This is a genomic window from Kribbella sp. VKM Ac-2568 (assembly GCF_004345365.1).
In the GTDB taxonomy this organism is placed as follows: Bacteria; Actinomycetota; Actinomycetes; order Propionibacteriales; family Kribbellaceae; genus Kribbella; species Kribbella orskensis.
In genome coordinates this window covers 219,622-236,326 of record NZ_SLVF01000001.1, presented here as the reverse complement: position 1 = coordinate 236,326, position 16,705 = coordinate 219,622, and the positions used below count along the sequence as shown (strand labels likewise).

Sequence of the window (16,705 nt, the reverse complement as noted above, 5' to 3'; positions counted from 1 at the left end):
GCCCGACGGAGTTGGTTGGGCGAGCGGGCCTTCGTGATGATCTGCAGCGTGGTTGCTGGGGAGCTGCGTTCGTACGGTGAGCTGATGGAAGGGGCGTGTCGACCTCCCTCGAGTTTGGTGCTGTTGCAGCTGGCGGGCTCGAGTCGTTGCCCTGGCTGGTGGTCAGTGCAGCCAGCAGATCCAACAGCTCATCCGCCCGTCGCCTGCCGTGGGAGACGTCGGCTGAGTCGAAAGTAGGGCAGCCTCTGAAGTGATTTGCCAAATCGTTTGGGCGAGGGGTTGACAGGCGGGCGGGCGTGATCCACTCTCGTGGTCAGGTACCAGTTGCCAAATCGTTTGGGCATCGAGTGAGGAGCAGGCCGCCATGAGCCGCACCATCCGGATCAAGGACGTCGCTGAGCATGCCGGCGTGTCGGTGACGACGGTGTCGCACGTGCTCAACGACGTCCCGGGAAAGCGGATCAACGCCGAGACCCGCGCGAGGGTGAAGGCGTCCGCGGCAGCACTCGGGTACGTGCCCAACCGCGTTGCGCGCAGCCTGCGCACCCGGCGTTCGCAGGTGCTCGCGCTGATCAGCGACGAGATCGCCACCACGCCGTTCGCGGGCCTGATGATTCTCGGCGCCCAGGAGGCCGCGTCCAAGCGCGGCTGGCTGCTGATGCTGGTGAACACCGGCCTGGACCCGGCCTACGAGGCCCGCGAGATCCAGGCGCTTCTCCAACGCCAGGTCGATGGCTTCCTGTACGCGACGATGTATCACCGCGAGGTCGAGCTTCCCGATGAGCTGGCCGGCCTGCCCGTCATACTCCTCGACGCCGTGTCCCGCGACCCGTCGATCCCGTCCGTGGTCCCGGACGAGGTCGGCGGCGGGCGCACGGCGGTCGAGGTGCTGCTCGCGAGCGGCCACCGCAGGATCGCGTTCCTCAACAACAGAGACGACATCCCGGCCTCGCGCGGCCGGCTCGAGGGGTACCGCGCGGCCCTCGAGGCGGCGGGCGTCGGCTATCACCAGTCCCTCGTCACATATGACGCCTCCGACTCGGCCGGCGGCTACCGTGCGGCTGCCGCCGTCCTCGACGGGACCGCCCGGCCCACAGCGCTGTTCTGCTTCAACGACCGCATGGCGCTTGGTGCCTATCAGGCTGCCGCCGAACGCGGCCTGCGGATTCCCCACGATCTGTCCGTCGTCGGCTTCGACAACCAAGAGATCATCGCCGACGGACTGCGACCGGGTCTGACCACAGTCGCACTCCCTCACTACGAAATGGGGGCGTGGGCCGTCGACACCCTGATCGGGTCGATCGACGACAACCCCCAGAACGACGACCGCGCACAGGTCGTCCTGCCCTGCCCGCTCGTAACCCGGGCTTCGGTCACCGCCCCGGGCCAGACCCCCGGCTAACCCGGACGCCCGGCTAACCGCCACACCCAGCTAACCGAACACACCCGCGGCTCCTCGATCCCGAGTCCCCCTCGGGCCGACCAGCGCTGCCCAGAACAGGGCCGACGTACAGCCCTGCCGACGAAACCGGGAGGAATCCCCGATGTCCCACCACCGTATCCACCGGCGTATCGCCGCAGCCGTCGTCCTGGTGGCGGCGAGCTCCGGCCTCGTCGCGTGCTCGTCCGACAGTTCCGGCACCGGCGCCAGCACTGCCGACGGCGTCACCACTCTCAAGCTGTGGACACACAACGGCGGCAACGCCCAGGAACTGGCCATCAACAAGCAGGTGGTGGCCGACTTCAACGCCAGCCAGAGCAAGTACAAGGTGGACCTCCAGGCGTTCCCGCAGGCGTCGTACAACGACGCGGTCACCGCCGCCGCCGCGGCCAAGAAGTTGCCGTGCGTGCTGGACATCGACGGCCCGAACGTCCCGAACTGGGCCTGGGCCGGCTACCTCGCCCCGCTCGACCTGCCCGAGGAGACGTTCAAGGACCAGCTCCCCAGCACGATGGGCAAGGTCGACGACAAGGTGTACTCGTTCGGACACTACGACGTCGCGCTGAACATGGCCGTACGCAAGTCGGTCCTCACCACGATCGGCGTCCGGGTTCCGACCATCGACAAGCCGTGGACCAGGACCGAGTTCGACGCCGCGCTCGCCAAGCTCAAGGCCGGCGGCAAATACCGGTACACCCTCGACCTCGGCACCTCCGGCACCGGCGAATGGCTGCCCTACGCCTATTCGCCGCTGCTGCAGAGCTTCGGCGGCGACCTCATCAACCGCAGCGACTACAAGAGCGCCGCCGACGTCCTCAACGGCCCGAAGGCGATCGAGTGGGCGACCTGGATGCGGAGCCTGATCGCCAACGGGTACATGGCGCAGAAGTCCGGCGCCGACGGCACGGTCGACTTCGTCAACGGCAAGACCGCGATCGTCTACACCGGTTCGTGGGCGGCCGACGCCATCACCAAGAAGTACGGCGGCGACGTCGCGTTCGTGCCGCCGCCGGACCTGGGCAACGGCGCGAAGATCGGCGGCGGCTCGTGGCAGTGGGGTCTCTCGTCGGACTGCGCCGCCAAGGACGGAGCGCGCGAGTACCTCAAGTTCTCGGCTCAGACGAAGTACTTCGTGGAGTACTCACAGAAGCTCGGCCTGATTCCCGGCAACACCGCCGCGGTGGACCAGCTGCCGAACTTCGCCGCCGACGGCAAGTACCGGGTCTTCCTCGAGCTTGCTCAGAAGTACGCCGTGGTCCGCCCGGTGACACCGGCGTACCCGTTCATCTCGACCACCTTCCAGAAGGCGTGCCAGGACATCCTGGCCGGCGGTGACCCGAAGAAGGTGCTCGACAAGGCCACGTCCGACATCGACAACAACATCAAGTCCAATGGCGACTACCAGTTCTGAACGTACGGTGGCCGTGCGGGAGATCGCTCCCGCACGCCCCACCAGGGCACGCGAGGTACGACGTGCACGGCGCGGCGAGTCGGTCGTCGGGATGCTGATGGCCTCGCCCGCCGTCGTCCTCTTGGTCGTCTTCTTCGTCGTCCCGGTGGCGTTGGCGTTCGGGCTGGCCTTCACCAATGCCCGGCTGATCTCGCGGCGCCCGGCGCGTGTGGTCGGTTTCGACAACTTCGTCCAGCTGTTCGGCGACCCGGTGTTCTGGGCGTCGCTGCGCAACACGCTGTACTTCGCGGCGGTCGTCGTACCGGTGCAGGCCGGGCTGGCCCTGGTGCTGGCGCTGCTGGTCAACGCGAAGGTTCGTGGCCGGAACTTTTTCCGCACCGTGTACTTCCTGCCGGTGGTCACGTCGATGGTCGTGGTGTCGTTGCTGTGGCGATTCATCTACCAGCCGGACGGACTCCTCAACCATGTGATCCGCGCGGTGTCGTTCGGGCACTGGCAGGGCACCGACTGGCTGAACAACCCCGACACCGCGATGCCGGCGATCATCGTCTTGTCGATCTGGCAGGCGGTCGGGTTCCACATGATCATCTGGCTGTCCGGCCTGCAGACCATCCCGCCGGAGCTGTACGAGGCCGCCGAGCTCGACGGCACCTCCACCTGGCAACGGTTCCGGTTCGTTACCTGGCCGGGGTTGCTGGCGACCCGCACCTTCATCCTGGTCACCATCACGATCGCGGCGCTCAGCCTGTTTACCCAGATCTCGGTGATGACGCAGGGCGGTCCGCTCGACCGCACGACCACGATGGTGTTCATGGCAGTGCGCACCGGCTATGAGCAGCAGCAGACCGGGTACGCGGCCGCGGTGTCGCTGGTGTTCTTCGTCTTCGTGCTGCTGGTTTCGGCCGTGCAGCGCTTCGTCACCCGAGAGAAGGACTGACATGGCCGTCGACGTCGCCGTACGTGCCGGGCGCCCCGGCGTACCGCGCGTGCTTCTGCAACTGGGCCGGATCGTGCTGATGCTGGTGTTCTCGCTGCCGATCCTGTTCATGATCGTGAGTTCGCTCAAGCCGGACACGCAGATCTTCTCCGACCTCACCTCGCTGAGGGCGTTCCTGCCGGTCGGGCACATCTCGCTCGACAACTACCGAGGTGTGTTCGAGCGGGTGCCGGCAGCGCAGTTCCTGCTCAACTCGGTGATGGTCTCGGTGGTGACCGTGGCGGTGGGGATCGTGGTCAACTCGCTGGCGGCCTTCGCGTTGAGCCGGATGCGGTGGCGCGGACGCCGGATCGTGCTCGCCGCGATCATCGCCACCCTCATCGTGCCCTTCGAGACTCTCGCGCTGCCGCTGGTGTGGTGGGTCAACAAGCTGCCGTGGCTGGAGTTGAACGGGTTCTCGCTGGTCCTGTCCGACGGCTGGCTGGACACGTACCGGGTGCAGATCCTGCCCTTCATCGCGAACGCTTTCTCGATCTATCTCTTCTACCAGTTCTTCAGCAGCATCCCGACCGAGCTCGACGAGGCGGCGCGGGTCGACGGTGCGTCCTGGTTCGGGATCTACCGTCGCGTGGTGATGCCGCTGTCCGGGCCCGCCGTCGCCACCGTGGCGATCCTGACCTTCCTGCCGGCCTGGAACTCCTACCTGTGGCCGCTGATGGTCGTGCAGAGTGAGGCAAAACGGCCGGTCATGGTCGGCATCCAGTACTTCTTCCAGCTCAACGTCGCGTGGGGCCAGATCATGGCCTACTCCGCGATGATCACGGTCCCGGTGCTGGTCTTGTTCGTCGCCTTCCAGCGGGCGTTCGTAAACTCCATTGCGTCCTCGGGGGTCAAAGGTTGAGCCGCCACGATCGGCCCACGTACCACTTCACGCCGCGCCGCAACTGGCTGAACGATCCGAACGGGCTGGTCAAATACGACGACGAGTGGCACCTGTTCTTCCAGCACAACCCGAACGGCACCGACTGGGGCAACATGTCCTGGGGCCACGCGGTCAGCGCCGACCTAGTCGACTGGGACGAGCAACCTGTCGCGATCTCGTATCTGCCGGACGAGCACGTGTTCTCCGGCAGCATCGTGGTCGACCACGCCGATACCAGCGGCTTCGGTCAGCCAGGCAACCCCGCCATGGTGGCGATCTACACCGGCGCCGACCCGTCGACCGGCCGCCAGGTGCAGTGCGTCGCGTGGAGCCTGGACCGCGGCCGTACCTTTACCCGCTACCACGCCAACCCGGTGATCGATGCCGGACGCAACGACTTCCGTGATCCGAAGGTCTTCTGGTACGACGAAGCTGGTGGTGGCTACTGGGTGATGGTGGTGGTGCTGGCCGACCGGCGCATGGTGCAGTTCTACCGGTCCGACAACCTCCGCCACTGGACGCACCTGAGCGACTTCGGTCCGGCCGGTGCGCCCGACGGGATCTGGGAGTGCCCCGACCTGTTCCGAGTACGGATAGGGCCCGACGGCCCTCTCCACTGGGTCATGCTGGTCAGCCTCGGACTCGGTGCACGAAACGGTGGATCGGCATCGCAATACTTCGTCGGCGACTTCGACGGCAAGACCTTCACCGCGCAAGAACCCGACCGAGTGCGCTGGCTCGACTACGGCCCGGACCACTACGCGGCCGTCAGCTTCGCCGGCCTACCTACCGGAGAGGTAGTCACCATCGGCTGGGCAGGCAACTGGGCCTACAGCGGAGCGACGCCATCGGACGGCTCTCGAGGCCAGATGTCGGTGCCACGCAGACTCACCCTGGCCCGCGACGCGGACGACCTACGGCTGGTCCAAACCCCCGTCGTACTGCCCGACGTACCCGTCGTCACCTCCCTGCCGCACGACGGCAGGTCCTTCATCTACGAAGGCGCCCTCGGAGGCTCGGCCCCCTCCGCGTTGCGGGTCCTGGCCTCCGACACCCACTGGACCGAGATCGGCTTCGACGCAGCGACTTCGTCGGTGTACGTGGACCGCACCCGATCAGGTGCCGTGGACTTCCACGACGCTTTCCGCGGCCGGTACTCCGCACCAGTCACCGCCTCTCGGGACGGTTCAGTTGCAGTGCGCATCCTGGTCGATGCCGGCTCGGTCGAGGTGTTTGCCGACGGCGGCCGGACGACAGTCAGCTGCCTGGTCTTTCCGCACCCAGACCAAACCCGCACCACCTTCGTCTAAGCTAAGTCACGCCCGCGACATGTCGTCGAGGCACTTCAGGCGAACCGCCCGCCGGAAGGCTCCGCTGAGGATCTGGTGAATGTAGAGAATGCTCGACTCGCTTAGCGGCCTGCAGACGTGCGGCCTACAGCGCTCATCGCAGTCGTGCTGTTGAGTGGTCCGGTGCTGAACCTGGGGCCGACCGTTGCAATGGTCGCGGCACCGTCGCAGCTCCGAGTAAAAGGCGTCTGTGATGCGAGCGTCGACCGCGCGCACCTTCTGCCGTCCGATGCAGGGAATGATGTGCTTCTCTGCCTGGCTGCGGTAGTTGATGCGTGTCTTGAACCCGAGCTTCGCGTCGGTGAGGTGCTGTTCGGGCGGTTGCTGCACTGTCGCATCCGTGCGCGGGTGGCGCTGCGCACGTACCTGGGCGATGAACTCCGCCTTGACCCGCTCGACCTCCCTCTTCTGGTCCGGTCCGGGTGGGACGGTCTCGCGTAGATACCTGGCAACATTCGTGACCGGATCTATCCCGGCGTAGACCCGCACCCTGATAGACCCCGAAGGCAGCGTCTCATCGTTGCCAGGCTGGCGCTTCTTCTTGCCATCGCGCTTAGCCATGCCGCACATGGTAAGCAGCTTCGTGCCACGAACCATGCCACGCGCCTTGGAATGAAGAAACCCCCGGGCGAGGGAAGTGCCCTCTGACCTGGGGGTTTGGGTGGAGCCGCCTGTCGGAATCGAACCGACGACCTTCTCATTACGAGGAAGACTTTCAGCGTTCCATATGCCCTCTACCAGCGTCTTTGCTGACACGGCCGCACGCACCACGCGCCGATTCCACCATGGGCTTCCAGGATTTCGCACCACGTGTAGCACCACGCTTGTCGTCGGCTCTTGCCGGACCATCGCGGTTCGCCGGTTTCCTGGAGCCACCACTGGGTCTGGGTTCGGCGGACGTCTCAACACCAGTGAACTGAGCGAGGACAGGCGACGCCCCCCGGCCACGGTCTGCCGCACGATCGCCTTGACCAACTGGATCCTCTACACACTGCCGCAGCGCACCCTCGAAGGGGTCCTCGCGCATGTACTCGCGCTCCACATGGCTCTGCCACAGGGGCTCGCTGCTCGGCCAGGGCAGCCAGCTCGACCTCAGTTGGCGCGCAGGTCGGGCTGTCGGGGCAGAATCACCCTGTGAAGAAACCCGACGCCGACCCCGTGGTCGCGCGCAACCGCAAGGCTGCCCACGACTACCATCTGGGCGAGTCCTGGGAGGCAGGGATCGTGCTGCAGGGTCCGGAGGTGAAGGCACTCCGGGCCGGGCGGGCGTCCCTGGTCGGCGGCTTCGCCGCTATCGAGGACCGGGAGATCTGGCTGCACCGCGTGCACATCCCGCAGTACTCCCAGGCCCGCTGGTTCAACGACGGCTCACGCCGCAAACGGAAGCCGCTGCTGCATCGTGCCCAGATCGACAAGATCGAGCGCAAGGTCAACGAGAGCGGCCTGACGATCGTCCCGGTGACCCTCTACTTCAAGGACGGACGCGCGAAGGTCGAGATCGCCCTGGCCCGCGGCAAGAAGACCTGGGACAAGCGGCACGCGCTCGCCGAGCGCGAGGCGAGCCGGGAGGCCGAGCGTGCGGTCAGCCGCCGGCTGAAGGGTCGCCCGGACTGATTCAGCGGTGCGTACGATCCCGCCCATGAAGCCGTGCAGCTCCAGTACACGGCTCTCCACCGTGGTACTGGACGCAGTCGCAACTGGTGGACAGGCCGCCACCTCGATGCAGATCGAGAACTACCTCGGCTTTCCGGCAGGCATCTCCGGCGCCGGGCTCGCCGACCGCTCAGTGGTCCAGGCCTGCAAGTTCGGCGCCAGCTTCTCGGTGCCAGGGGTGGCACGATCGCTACGCCTGGTCGACGGGTATAACGTGGTGCGACTCGGTGACGGCGAGGAGCTCACCGCCCACGTGGTGATTCTGGCCAAGGGGGTCCGCTACCGGCGACCACGTGCCAGGACTCGAGCGCCTCGAGCCGGCCAGCGTCTACTATGCTGCGATCGAGAACGAGGCACGGCTTTGCAGGGGCGACCTGGTCACGATCGTCGGTGGAGGCAACTCCGCCGGCCAGGTAGCCGTCTTCCTGGCCAGGCAGGCAGCAGCGGTGAACCTCGTCATCCGCCACGACGACCTGTACCGGGACATGTCCGGTATCTCGCCGACAGGGTGTCGCGCACACCTCGGGTGCAGATCTGGCGCAACGGCGAGGTGAGCGAGCTGGTCGGTTCGGGCACGCTTGCCGCGGTGGTGGTCTGCGACCTGTTAAACGGCGAAGAGCGACCTCTGGAGACCACGGCGCTCTTCGTCATCGTGTCCATGCCGCACACCAGGTGACTTCGCGGTCAGAATCCTCTGGACGACAAGGGGCTTGTGCGTACCGGCTCGGCGAGAGAGGCCGCTGCGGGGATGTTCGAGACGGGCCGTCCCGGCGTCTTCGCGGCCGGTGACGTGCGCAGCGGCTCGGTGAAGCGTGTGGCCTCTGCCGTTGGTGAAGGTGCGATCGCCGTACGCCAGGTGCACGACTTCCTCGCTACTGCCGGACGACACTGACAAGTGCTGCTCACCCCTCCCGCAGGCCCTTACCCCCAATCCTGCCGGTAGGTGTAAGCGGCGGCCCGAACCGCGTCGTCGTTCTCCAGGCCCGCCCCGAGGGCTCCGCCCAGCGTTGCGAGGGAGCTGGTGAGCCACGCCAGCTTCATGTAGTCGCCAACTCGAACCGCATGCCCGATGCCCTCCTCGAGCAGCTGTGAAGGCACTAGAACCTGTGAGGTCAGCAGTGCGAGCAGGAGGAGTGCGGCGTAGAGGGAGAGCACACCCAGCACTACCGTTGCCGTGGTGGCCAGGTTGAAGAGGGTCACCTGCTTGCGACCGACCGAATGTGGCGCGTGTTCCCACAGACCAGCTCCGGCGATAAGCGCGACGGTGATCGCTGCGACAGACCCCACCCCGATCGCCGAGAGTCTGATCCAGCCGAGCGCGTCGCCCAGCTGCCAGATGTCGGGGGTGACGAGGGCAAACACTCCCGTTGCCAGAGCGGCGATCAGCGCTCTCGACAGTCCGATTGCAAGCTTCCACGGCTGGTTGGCCCGGATCATTCCGAACAGCAGTCGCAGGTTCCCGCTGAGGACCCTCGCGGTGAACATGACGCTGCCGTCTCCCTCCGGCTGCTGGCTCCTTCCGAGCTCGCGGGCGCGGCGTCCGAGACCGGCAACAGGGCCCGACAGGGCGTGGTCGTCCGTGTCCCCGAGCAAGGTGCGCACGAGGCCGACGACTGTGTCACGGGTGCGTCGACGCAGTCCGATGGCGCCAAGCGCCGGCAGGCACACGACAGCGACGCCGTGAAGTGGGCTCGCGTGAGCCACCACTGGTCGCCGGTGAGCCTTCAGCGGCAGATCGGTGAGACAGACGACCAGATCCCAGTCTTCCTTCAAGAGCCGGTCCCTTGCCGCGGCGACGAGGGCGGCGTCGTCGGCAGGTGGATGTACGAGTGCGTCGACCACCGTTGGCACCCGCCACTGAACGGCGGGTAGATGCACACTCAGCTCGCCTTGCAGGTCTTCGGCGAGGGTCGACGCGATCTCGGTGGCCGTACCCGGAGCCGAGATGAGCCCGATCGCCACGTCGTCCGTGCTCATGGGAAAGTTGCCGGGCTGCGCCGATGATTCCGAGTTTCCTGCATCATGGTGCGAGTGTCGGCTCACCGCGCGTCGTGAAGCAATAGGCGCGGTCCGGCGGCATGGATGTGGCAAGGACCCGTCGGCGGGGCCGGATCGCTGCCCTAAGGGACGTGTGCGACGAGGACAGCAACGTCGTCTTGATCCTCGCCCGGATGGAGCTCGAGCGCCTTGTCGAGGACCATGCGAGCATCGAGGGGCAAGCCCTCCGACAGGTCGCCGAGGCGGCGCACCCCCTCATCGATGTCATCGGCCGTCACGCTGCCGCCCGCACGATTGCTCTCTCCAAACAGGCTCTCGACACCCCGCTCAGCCCGCCACCTCTCGACGACGAACCGGGGGCCTACTACCCGGCGCTCCGGTACCTACCGGGACGGGACTCACACCTGCTGGCCTGATCCAGCTTCCCGGACGCAACATGCCGCGCATCGTAGGCACGTTCCTGCCACGAACCATGCCACGCGACTAGGAATGAAGAAACCCCCGGCCGAGGGAACCAGCCTCTGACCTGGGGGTCTGGTGGAGCCGCCTGTCGGAATCGAACCGACGACCTTCTCATTACGAGTGAGACGCTCTGCCGACTGAGCTAAGGCGGCGGTGGCCGTAGGGCCGATGCAAGAGTGTAGCGGGAGGGAGGGAGGATTCCGAATCGGATACTCCATCCTCAGCCATCGACCTCGGTGCCGCTCACCCAGCACGGCATCCCTCGTCCCTCAGTACTCAGCCGAGGGGCCTGGGGCTGCGGGGTGACGGTCAGGCTGCAGGTGGCGTGTCCCAGGCGCCAGAGGCGGGTGCGTAGGTGGGGACGGGGGTGGGTGGGCGGCCGGCCGGTTAGGGCTTGGACGGTGGCGGTTGGGCGTGGCGTCACCCAACCTGAGTTGGTTGGTGAAGTAGGCGATTTCTGGGGCGGTGGCGGCGGGGTTGGCTATCTAGTAGTCGTCGGGTGACCCTTTGTAGTTCACCCGGCGGCCGGTGGCCTCCGAGATGATCGCTACGGCCTCGGCGAAGGTGAGGGCGTCGGGGCCGGTGACTCCGTAGGTTTGGCGGCGTGGTTGGGGCCTAGGAGGGCCTCGACGGCGACTGCGGCGATGTCTTCGGCGTCGACGAAGGCCTGGCGTTGGTCTGCGAGCGGTATGACGAATTCGCCGGCCAGGACCGCCGGGCGGAAGAAGCCCTCGTCGTAGTTCTGGTTGAACCAGTGCGCGCGGACGACGGTCCACGCAGTACCGGAGTCGCGGACCAGGGCTTCGGCGGCCAGCAGACGTTCGTCGCCGATATCCTCGGGGTGCCGGTCGAGCCGGTGGAGCCGAGAACCAGAACAGTCATCGCTCCATCGCAACAGACTCCACCGACAATCCCGGAACCACCGCGGCGACAGAGGCGTCGTAGCGGCGGTCCGACCCGGAAGAAATACCCCGGGAATAAGAAGTCCGAGAAATGCATTGACTTAGGCAACGGTTGCGGGTGAAACTAATGCCCGCAAGGACAACAGACCAAGGAGACCACCGTGTTCGGCAAGCAGAACCTCACCAGGGCGTGGCGCATCGAGCGCGTCGCCATGCCGGTGTGTCTGCGATCCCTGCACGAATACCTCTACACCCAGCGCCCCGACGCGAGCCCGAGCCCGAGTCACGGCGGTCCGCCTGTGTGATCTCCACAAGGATCATCAGGAGCCGCCTGAGTCGGGAAACCCCGACCGAGGCGGCTCTTTCTTTTTGCCTGTCATCGTCGGTGAGCTGTGGAAGCAGGCCGGATTCCAAACCCGCGCCGCGAGGGTTCGATTCCCTCCACCGATGCATTTGTCGACGCTTACGAGCGGCGAATTGATCAATTGACAACTGGATATGCCATTGCAATTCCCCGATGCCGGCGAAGGCATCGGGGAGAGCGAGCTGTAGGCCAGCGGCTAGGCCACCTCATTTGGGTTGAGGTCATCGGGAGTTCGAGTCTCCCCAGCTCGACCAGGCGCCCGCAGCATGCTCAGCTACCGGCCGAGCGGGCGCCCCAAACGGCGCCGGCCGAACTCAGGCCGGACGAACCTGATCGGTACCGGCGGCTCGCCCAGAGCCCGCCGGGAGCCGGTCGACAGACGTGCCCTGCGCCGGAAATCTGCAGTCCATCCGGCGCAGGGTGCGGTGAACGCCCGTGGCTCAACTGGAGAGGGCACCTGCCTACGAAGCAGGAGGTTGCAGGTTCAAATCCTGCCGGGCGTGCTGTGTCCGAAGCAGAAGCGGGCGATGCGCCGGGGTGTGGACCCGGAGAAAGCGGGTTCGAGCCCCGCCGGACACCCCCAGCACTCGTGCTGCGAAACCGCGCGCCGGCGGGACCGGCCGGCGGACCGCCCCGAACTGCGTATCGGAGCCGCGCAGGCGGGCCGCAGTACGGGCTGAGCGGCTCTGGCCCAATTGGAAGAGGCGTCTGGCTTAGGACCAGAAGGTTCAGGGTTCGAGTCCCTGGAGCCGCACCCTACGAGCAGCAGCATCCGGCGGCCCGCAGTACCGGAGCCGCACCGAGATACCTGACCCCGCGAGTAACTGTCGGGCACACTGGATGAGAGGAGGAACCAAGCATGAGCGGTGTCATAGTGCTCAACGCCTCATATGAGCAGCTCCACGTCGTGTCGATCCAGCACGCCATCCGGATGCTCGTCCGGGAGGTCGCCGTGGTCGAGGAGGCGCATGATGGCGCCAGCATCGGCCCGTTCCCCCTCCCCCGTGTACTGCGACTGGTCCGGTACGTCGTGACGAAGTGGCGGTATGCGTCCGGCCGACTCCAGTACACCCGAGCCGGCGTTCTCAAGCGGGACAAGTTCCGTTGCGCGTACTGCGGTCAAGCGGGCGCCACCACGATGGACCACGTCGTACCTCGGTCCCGGGGCGGGCGTGGCGAGTGGCTGAACGCTGTCGCGGCACACGCGTCCTGCAACGAGAAGAAGGGCTGCCGCACGCCCGAGGAAGCCGGAATGCCGCTGTTGTGGCAGCCGTGGATCCCCTCCCGTGCGGAGCTAGCACTCTGACGCGCCGCCCACGGGTGCCGCATCAGAGCGGTGCCAGGTGGGCGTCGGTGTCCCACCCTCGGTTCTGACCCGAGGTCCCGCAGGTTCGAGCCCTGCCCTGGCAGCTCTGTACAGCGTAAAGAGTTATTCGAGCGCGCCGTACCGCGTACTCGGGTGCTGCGCCGGAGAGGTGGTGCGGCGTGCTCAGGTGGGTGCGCCGTACGGGGATCGCGTCGGCACGCGGGTGACCCTTGCAAGGTCGCTTCACCGGGTTCGACACCCGGGATCTGCACGCCAGGTGAGCTAAGCCGAGCGTAGGCCTACCGGCAGCCGTCTCGAAAACGGCCGATCCTTCACAGGATGTCTGGGTTCAAATCCCAGGCTCACCGCAACCAGACAAGAGGAGTGGGGAGATGAACATTCAGTACCCGGTCCCGCTGAGTGGGGCCAAGAGCTCCACTCTGATGTGGGCTCAGGAGCATGAGGTCGGGGCGCAAGCGCTGCAGCAGCTGCGGAACATCGCGGCGCTGCCGTGGGTCCACGGTGTGCGGGTGATGCCGGATGTGCACCTCGGCAAGGGCGCGACGGTCGGCTCGGTGATCGCGATGTACCAGGCCGTTTCGCCGGCGGCCGTCGGGGTCGACATCGGCTGCGGCATGGAAGGCGTGCTCACCTCGCTGACCGCGGTCGACCTCCCGGACGACCTGTCGGGGATCCGCTCGCACATCGAGGCCGCAGTACCGGTCGGTTTCCGGGCGCACGCATACCCGGTCAGCGTTCGCAAGCTCGGGCTCGACCGGGGCTGGGACCGCTTCTGGGGTTCGTTCTCGAGCCTGCACGACGGGGTTCGGGACCGAGAGAAGAAGGCCCAGCAGCAGATGGGTTCGCTGGGTGGCGGCAACCACTTCATCGAAGTCTGCCTGGACGACGAGGACCGGGTCTGGCTGATGCTGCACTCGGGTTCGCGCAACATCGGCAAGGAACTGGCCGAACGGCACACGCGGATCGCCAAAGCGCTGCCGCACAACGCCGACCTTCCGGATCGCGACCTCGCCGTGTTCCTGACCGGGACGCCGGAGATGGAGGCGTACCGGCGGGATCTCACCTGGGCCCAGGAGTACGCCTCGCGGAACCGCGCGGTGATGCTCGCTCTGGTGATACAGGCGGTCCGGGAGTCGTTCGTCCAGGAGATCACCTTCGAGCAGCCGATCTCGTGCCACCACAACTACGTGGCGGAGGAGACGATCGACGACCTCGATCTGCTCGTCACCCGCAAGGGCGCGATCCGGGCGGGCAAGGGCGATCTCGGTCTGATCCCGGGCTCCATGGGGACCGGATCGTATGTCGTCCGCGGTCTTGGCTCGGAGCAGTCCTTCTACTCGGCCTCGCACGGGGCAGGCCGGCGGATGAGTCGCAACGAGGCGAAGCGCCGCTACACGGTCGACGACCTGATCGCCCAGACGGCTGGAGTGGAGTCGCGTAAGGACGCCGGTGTGCTGGACGAACTGCCGGCTGCGTACAAGGACATCGAGTCCGTCATCGCTGCCCAGTCCGACCTGGTCGAGGTGGTCGCCCACCTCAAGCAGGTCATCTGCGTCAAGGGATGACGGGCAACGGGCGGTTGATGTGTCTGCGTTGCTGCCTGTTGTGCGCCTTCTTCCTTCTTCACTAAGCGTACAAGCGCCGAAGTGGATGGACGGTTGGTTGTCCACAGAGGGCTGAGGTGCGTGGAGTTGGTGATTTGCGGCCGCCGTGTTCAGGGGAGACGGCGGCCGCCGGGGAGTTGGGTCCCCGGAAAGACTGGTCACCGGAATCGCTGGTGACATGGAGAACCCGGCCGTCGTGGGGGCACGGCGGCCGGGTCGGGTGAGGTCCGCCTGATGGCAAGGGCAGCGGTTTGCTAAACCGTCGATCGGCTTCGGGCCGGTTCGCGAGTTCGAATCTCGCCCTCACCGCCCCGCCCCGTTGGTCTAGTGGGAGGACGTCCGGCTCTCATCCGGAAGGTCGCCGGTTCGAGTCCGGCACGGGGTACGTAAGTCAGCGAGCAGGAGCGCCACCGTGGGAGAGGTGGGGCGGGTTGTAGCCCCGTTGCTTCGCGCTGAGCAGGTTCGAATCCTGTCTCCTGCACTCAAGGCGGTGTGGCTGAGTGGTTAGGCGCCGGGTTGCAGCCCCGGTTACCTCGGTTCGAGTCCGAGTTCCGCTTCGCATCAATCAACAATCAGGAAGGAAGGAGGACCGGCCATGGCCGATCTCAGAAACAAGCGGAGGAAGATTCCTGGCGGTAGGACCGGTGCTCCGGTCCAGCAAGGTCACGCCTTGCGCCGTGTGCAGCTTGCCTGTGGGCATGTCCAGCGCGATCGGATCGCCCGCACTGGCGATCACGTTTGGTGTGAAGGCGACTGCTCCGACTGGGTCCGTGTGGTCTCCGTCGAGGAGTAGTCACCTCGATGTACGTCGAGCCGCCGCGCGACCGAGCGGCTCGACGTACTGCGAACTCTCTGGTGACGGATGCACGCCTGGCCCTCCGAAGGCTGGGTCCCTGGTTCGACTCCAGGCAGGGAGACAAGACACGCGGAGACAGAGCTACAGCGTCGGGTCGAGGTGGAGAGACAGCGTGACGGGAGCCTCTGCCCGTGACGACAGAATCCGGAGGCGGACGGCCGTCGGCTCGATGGGCATGGCCAGGGGAAGCAGCCGTCGGTGACCGATGGTCGTGCCGGTGGCGATCTCCACCCACTCCCCTTCGATCGACGCGTCGACGACGAACGACTCGACCTGCTGCCCCTGGGTGATGTCCTCACTCAAGGCCACCACGTTGATTGCTGCAGGCAAGGACTCCGACAGATCGACTCCGTACGCCGTCCGCACCGCCGCACCGAACTCGGTGAGGCGGGCCACGTCCATCTCGGCGAACAACCCGCGCCGGTCCGGCGGGATGTTCAGCAGCAGGACAGCATTGCGTCCGACCGACTTGCGGTAGATGTCCAGCAGCTCAGGAACCGACTTCACCTCGTCGTCCTCTTCGGCGTGATAGAACCACCCCGGCCGGATGGAGACGTCGACCTCAGCCGGATACCACCTGAGGTAGTCCGCCTCCAGCAGCTGCGATAGCCCCGCCACCTCCTCTGCCACCGCGCCAGCGACCATCGACCGCCCGAGATCGCTCGGCACACCAGTGAAAGGCACCACGCTCCACTCGCTGTCGCGGGCGTACCCACTCTCGTTACCGACCCACCGGACATCCGGCCCGCCGACCGCGATCGTCGCCTCGGGAGCCAGCCGGCGGATCAGGTCAAACCAGGCGCCGTAGTCATAAGCCTGAGCCGTCCCCGTCGGATTCGCGCCATCCAGCCAGACTTCCGCGATCGGCCCGTACTGCGTCAACAGTTCGTACAACTGGTTCAGATAGAACAAGTTGTAGTCGTCAACGACATACTTGAAGACCGGCAGCTCCCCAGACGCGACCAGCGACGCCCGATCGTCACCCTTCACCAGCGTAGGAATGACGGACTCGACCACCGGGCTGCCGTTGCCGTAGTACCCACCGGCTGCCTTCTCCTGGTGTAGATCCGCAGGCGACAGATAGAACCCCAACGCAAGACCGTGCGCCTCGGCCGCCGTCGCCAGCTCAACCACGACGTCGCCGCGGAACGGGCTCGCCGCGACAGTGTGCTCCAAATACCTACTCGGCCAAAGACAGAACCCGTCGTGGTGCTTGGCAGTCAGGATCACGCTCCTGAACTCAGCACCCGCCAACGCCTTCGCCCACTGACCGCAGTCGAGCCCCGACGGGTCGAACACCGCCGGATCGTCAAGCCCGGTACCCCACTCAAGACCGGTGAAGGTGTTAGGCCCGAAGTGCACGAACGCGGTCAGCTCCTGCCGCTGCCAACTCACCTGGCGCGGCGACGGCCGGACCGTCGACGCCTTCCGGCGCACCTCGGACGGACCGTCGTCCGGCGTGATCTCAATCCACATCGT

16 protein-coding genes and 10 tRNA genes are annotated in these 16,705 nt (G+C 66.3%); 21 read left to right on the top strand and 5 right to left on the bottom strand.

The genetic code is table 11. The features are described 5' to 3' along the window. Positions 1-364 precede the first annotated feature (364 nt). The 5 genes from EV648_RS01120 to EV648_RS01100 all read left to right on the top strand — a co-directional run bounded on the left by EV648_RS01120 (position 365) and on the right by EV648_RS01100 (position 6,021). Positions 365-1,402 carry a LacI family DNA-binding transcriptional regulator gene (locus EV648_RS01120; RefSeq protein WP_132284123.1) on the top strand — a complete coding sequence of 346 codons (1,038 nt, stop codon included), beginning with the start codon at positions 365-367 and terminating at the stop codon, positions 1,400-1,402. 142 nt (positions 1,403-1,544) lie between these two features. Beyond that, positions 1,545-2,852, top strand: coding sequence for a sugar ABC transporter substrate-binding protein (locus tag EV648_RS01115; RefSeq protein ID WP_132284121.1), 1,308 nt, complete (start codon positions 1,545-1,547; stop codon positions 2,850-2,852). Beyond that, positions 2,833-3,789, top strand: a complete 957-nt coding sequence (locus EV648_RS01110) for a carbohydrate ABC transporter permease (RefSeq protein WP_132284119.1) — start codon at positions 2,833-2,835, stop codon at positions 3,787-3,789. Before EV648_RS01115 ends, EV648_RS01110 begins: the two co-directional genes overlap by 20 nt. Position 3,790: 1 nt before the next feature. Beyond that, complete coding sequence (locus EV648_RS01105; RefSeq protein ID WP_199234381.1) at positions 3,791-4,690, top strand: carbohydrate ABC transporter permease; 900 nt, start codon at positions 3,791-3,793, stop codon at positions 4,688-4,690. Next, entirely contained in the window at positions 4,687-6,021 is a 1,335-nt protein-coding gene (locus EV648_RS01100) for a glycoside hydrolase family 32 protein (protein WP_132284117.1), read from the top strand. The genes EV648_RS01105 and EV648_RS01100 overlap by 4 nt, the downstream gene beginning before the upstream one ends. Positions 6,022-6,027: 6 nt before the next feature. Here the strand turns inward: EV648_RS01100 and EV648_RS01095 are convergent, their stop codons facing one another. After that, on the bottom strand, positions 6,028-6,621 hold the full coding sequence (locus EV648_RS01095) for a hypothetical protein (RefSeq protein WP_132284115.1): 594 nt from the start codon (positions 6,619-6,621) through the stop codon (positions 6,028-6,030). A gap of 573 nt (positions 6,622-7,194) precedes the next feature. Here EV648_RS01095 and smpB point away from each other — a divergent pair. The 3 genes from smpB (at position 7,195) to EV648_RS42360 (ending at position 8,605) form a co-directional block, all read left to right on the top strand. Beyond that, a complete protein-coding gene (smpB, locus tag EV648_RS01090) occupies positions 7,195-7,674 on the top strand; it encodes an SsrA-binding protein SmpB (RefSeq protein WP_132284113.1) in 480 nt (159 codons plus the stop codon). Between the two features lie 547 nt (positions 7,675-8,221). Further along, on the top strand, positions 8,222-8,389 hold the full coding sequence (locus EV648_RS42365; RefSeq protein ID WP_158293863.1) for a hypothetical protein: 168 nt from the start codon (positions 8,222-8,224) through the stop codon (positions 8,387-8,389). A 72-nt stretch (positions 8,390-8,461) separates the two neighbouring features. Then, entirely contained in the window at positions 8,462-8,605 is a 144-nt protein-coding gene (locus tag EV648_RS42360) for a hypothetical protein (protein WP_158293862.1), read from the top strand. A gap of 29 nt (positions 8,606-8,634) precedes the next feature. On the opposite strand, the gene EV648_RS01085 is transcribed toward EV648_RS42360, so the two are convergent. Then, complete coding sequence (locus EV648_RS01085; protein WP_132284112.1) at positions 8,635-9,690, bottom strand: hypothetical protein; 1,056 nt, start codon at positions 9,688-9,690, stop codon at positions 8,635-8,637. 101 nt (positions 9,691-9,791) lie between these two features. On the opposite strand from EV648_RS01085, the gene EV648_RS01080 reads away from it, so the two are divergent. After that, entirely contained in the window at positions 9,792-10,127 is a 336-nt protein-coding gene (locus EV648_RS01080) for a hypothetical protein (RefSeq protein WP_132284110.1), read from the top strand. Between the two features lie 122 nt (positions 10,128-10,249). Here the strand turns inward: EV648_RS01080 and EV648_RS01075 are convergent. Both EV648_RS01075 and EV648_RS01070 read right to left on the bottom strand, forming a co-directional pair. After that, positions 10,250-10,325, bottom strand: a tRNA-Thr gene (locus tag EV648_RS01075). 395 nt (positions 10,326-10,720) lie between these two features. Next, on the bottom strand, positions 10,721-11,068 hold the full coding sequence (locus EV648_RS01070; RefSeq protein WP_132284108.1) for an SDR family oxidoreductase: 348 nt from the start codon (positions 11,066-11,068) through the stop codon (positions 10,721-10,723). Between the two features lie 168 nt (positions 11,069-11,236). Here EV648_RS01070 and EV648_RS42355 point away from each other — a divergent pair, with 168 nt between their 5' ends. From EV648_RS42355 to EV648_RS01030, 12 genes are all read left to right on the top strand, one after another. Continuing rightward, on the top strand, positions 11,237-11,380 hold the full coding sequence (locus EV648_RS42355; RefSeq protein WP_158293861.1) for a hypothetical protein: 144 nt from the start codon (positions 11,237-11,239) through the stop codon (positions 11,378-11,380). A 76-nt stretch (positions 11,381-11,456) separates the two neighbouring features. Beyond that, positions 11,457-11,525, top strand: a tRNA-Trp gene (locus EV648_RS42350). A 92-nt stretch (positions 11,526-11,617) separates the two neighbouring features. Next, a tRNA-Pro gene (locus EV648_RS01065) sits at positions 11,618-11,693 on the top strand. Positions 11,694-11,868: 175 nt separating this feature from the next. After that, positions 11,869-11,942, top strand: a tRNA-Arg gene (locus tag EV648_RS01060). Positions 11,943-11,944: 2 nt separating this feature from the next. After that, positions 11,945-12,018: transfer RNA gene (locus tag EV648_RS42345), tRNA-His, on the top strand. Between the two features lie 101 nt (positions 12,019-12,119). Beyond that, positions 12,120-12,193, top strand: a tRNA-Leu gene (locus EV648_RS01055). Between the two features lie 105 nt (positions 12,194-12,298). Next, the gene (locus tag EV648_RS01050; protein WP_132191862.1) at positions 12,299-12,745 is read left to right on the top strand and encodes an HNH endonuclease; all 447 of its coding nucleotides are present in this window, start codon (positions 12,299-12,301) and stop codon (positions 12,743-12,745) included. 392 nt (positions 12,746-13,137) lie between these two features. Then, entirely contained in the window at positions 13,138-14,331 is a 1,194-nt protein-coding gene (locus tag EV648_RS01045) for an RtcB family protein (protein WP_132284106.1), read from the top strand. Positions 14,332-14,589: 258 nt separating this feature from the next. Beyond that, positions 14,590-14,679 (top strand) — tRNA-Ser (locus EV648_RS01040). A 4-nt stretch (positions 14,680-14,683) separates the two neighbouring features. Then, positions 14,684-14,755, top strand: a tRNA-Glu gene (locus tag EV648_RS01035). A gap of 13 nt (positions 14,756-14,768) precedes the next feature. Beyond that, positions 14,769-14,851: transfer RNA gene (locus EV648_RS42340), tRNA-Tyr, on the top strand. Positions 14,852-14,856: 5 nt separating this feature from the next. Then, a tRNA-Cys gene (locus EV648_RS01030) sits at positions 14,857-14,927 on the top strand. 380 nt (positions 14,928-15,307) lie between these two features. Here EV648_RS01030 and EV648_RS01020 read toward each other — a convergent pair. Beyond that, positions 15,308-16,702, bottom strand: coding sequence for an alpha-L-fucosidase (locus tag EV648_RS01020; RefSeq protein ID WP_132284104.1), 1,395 nt, complete (start codon positions 16,700-16,702; stop codon positions 15,308-15,310). Positions 16,703-16,705 lie beyond the last annotated feature (3 nt).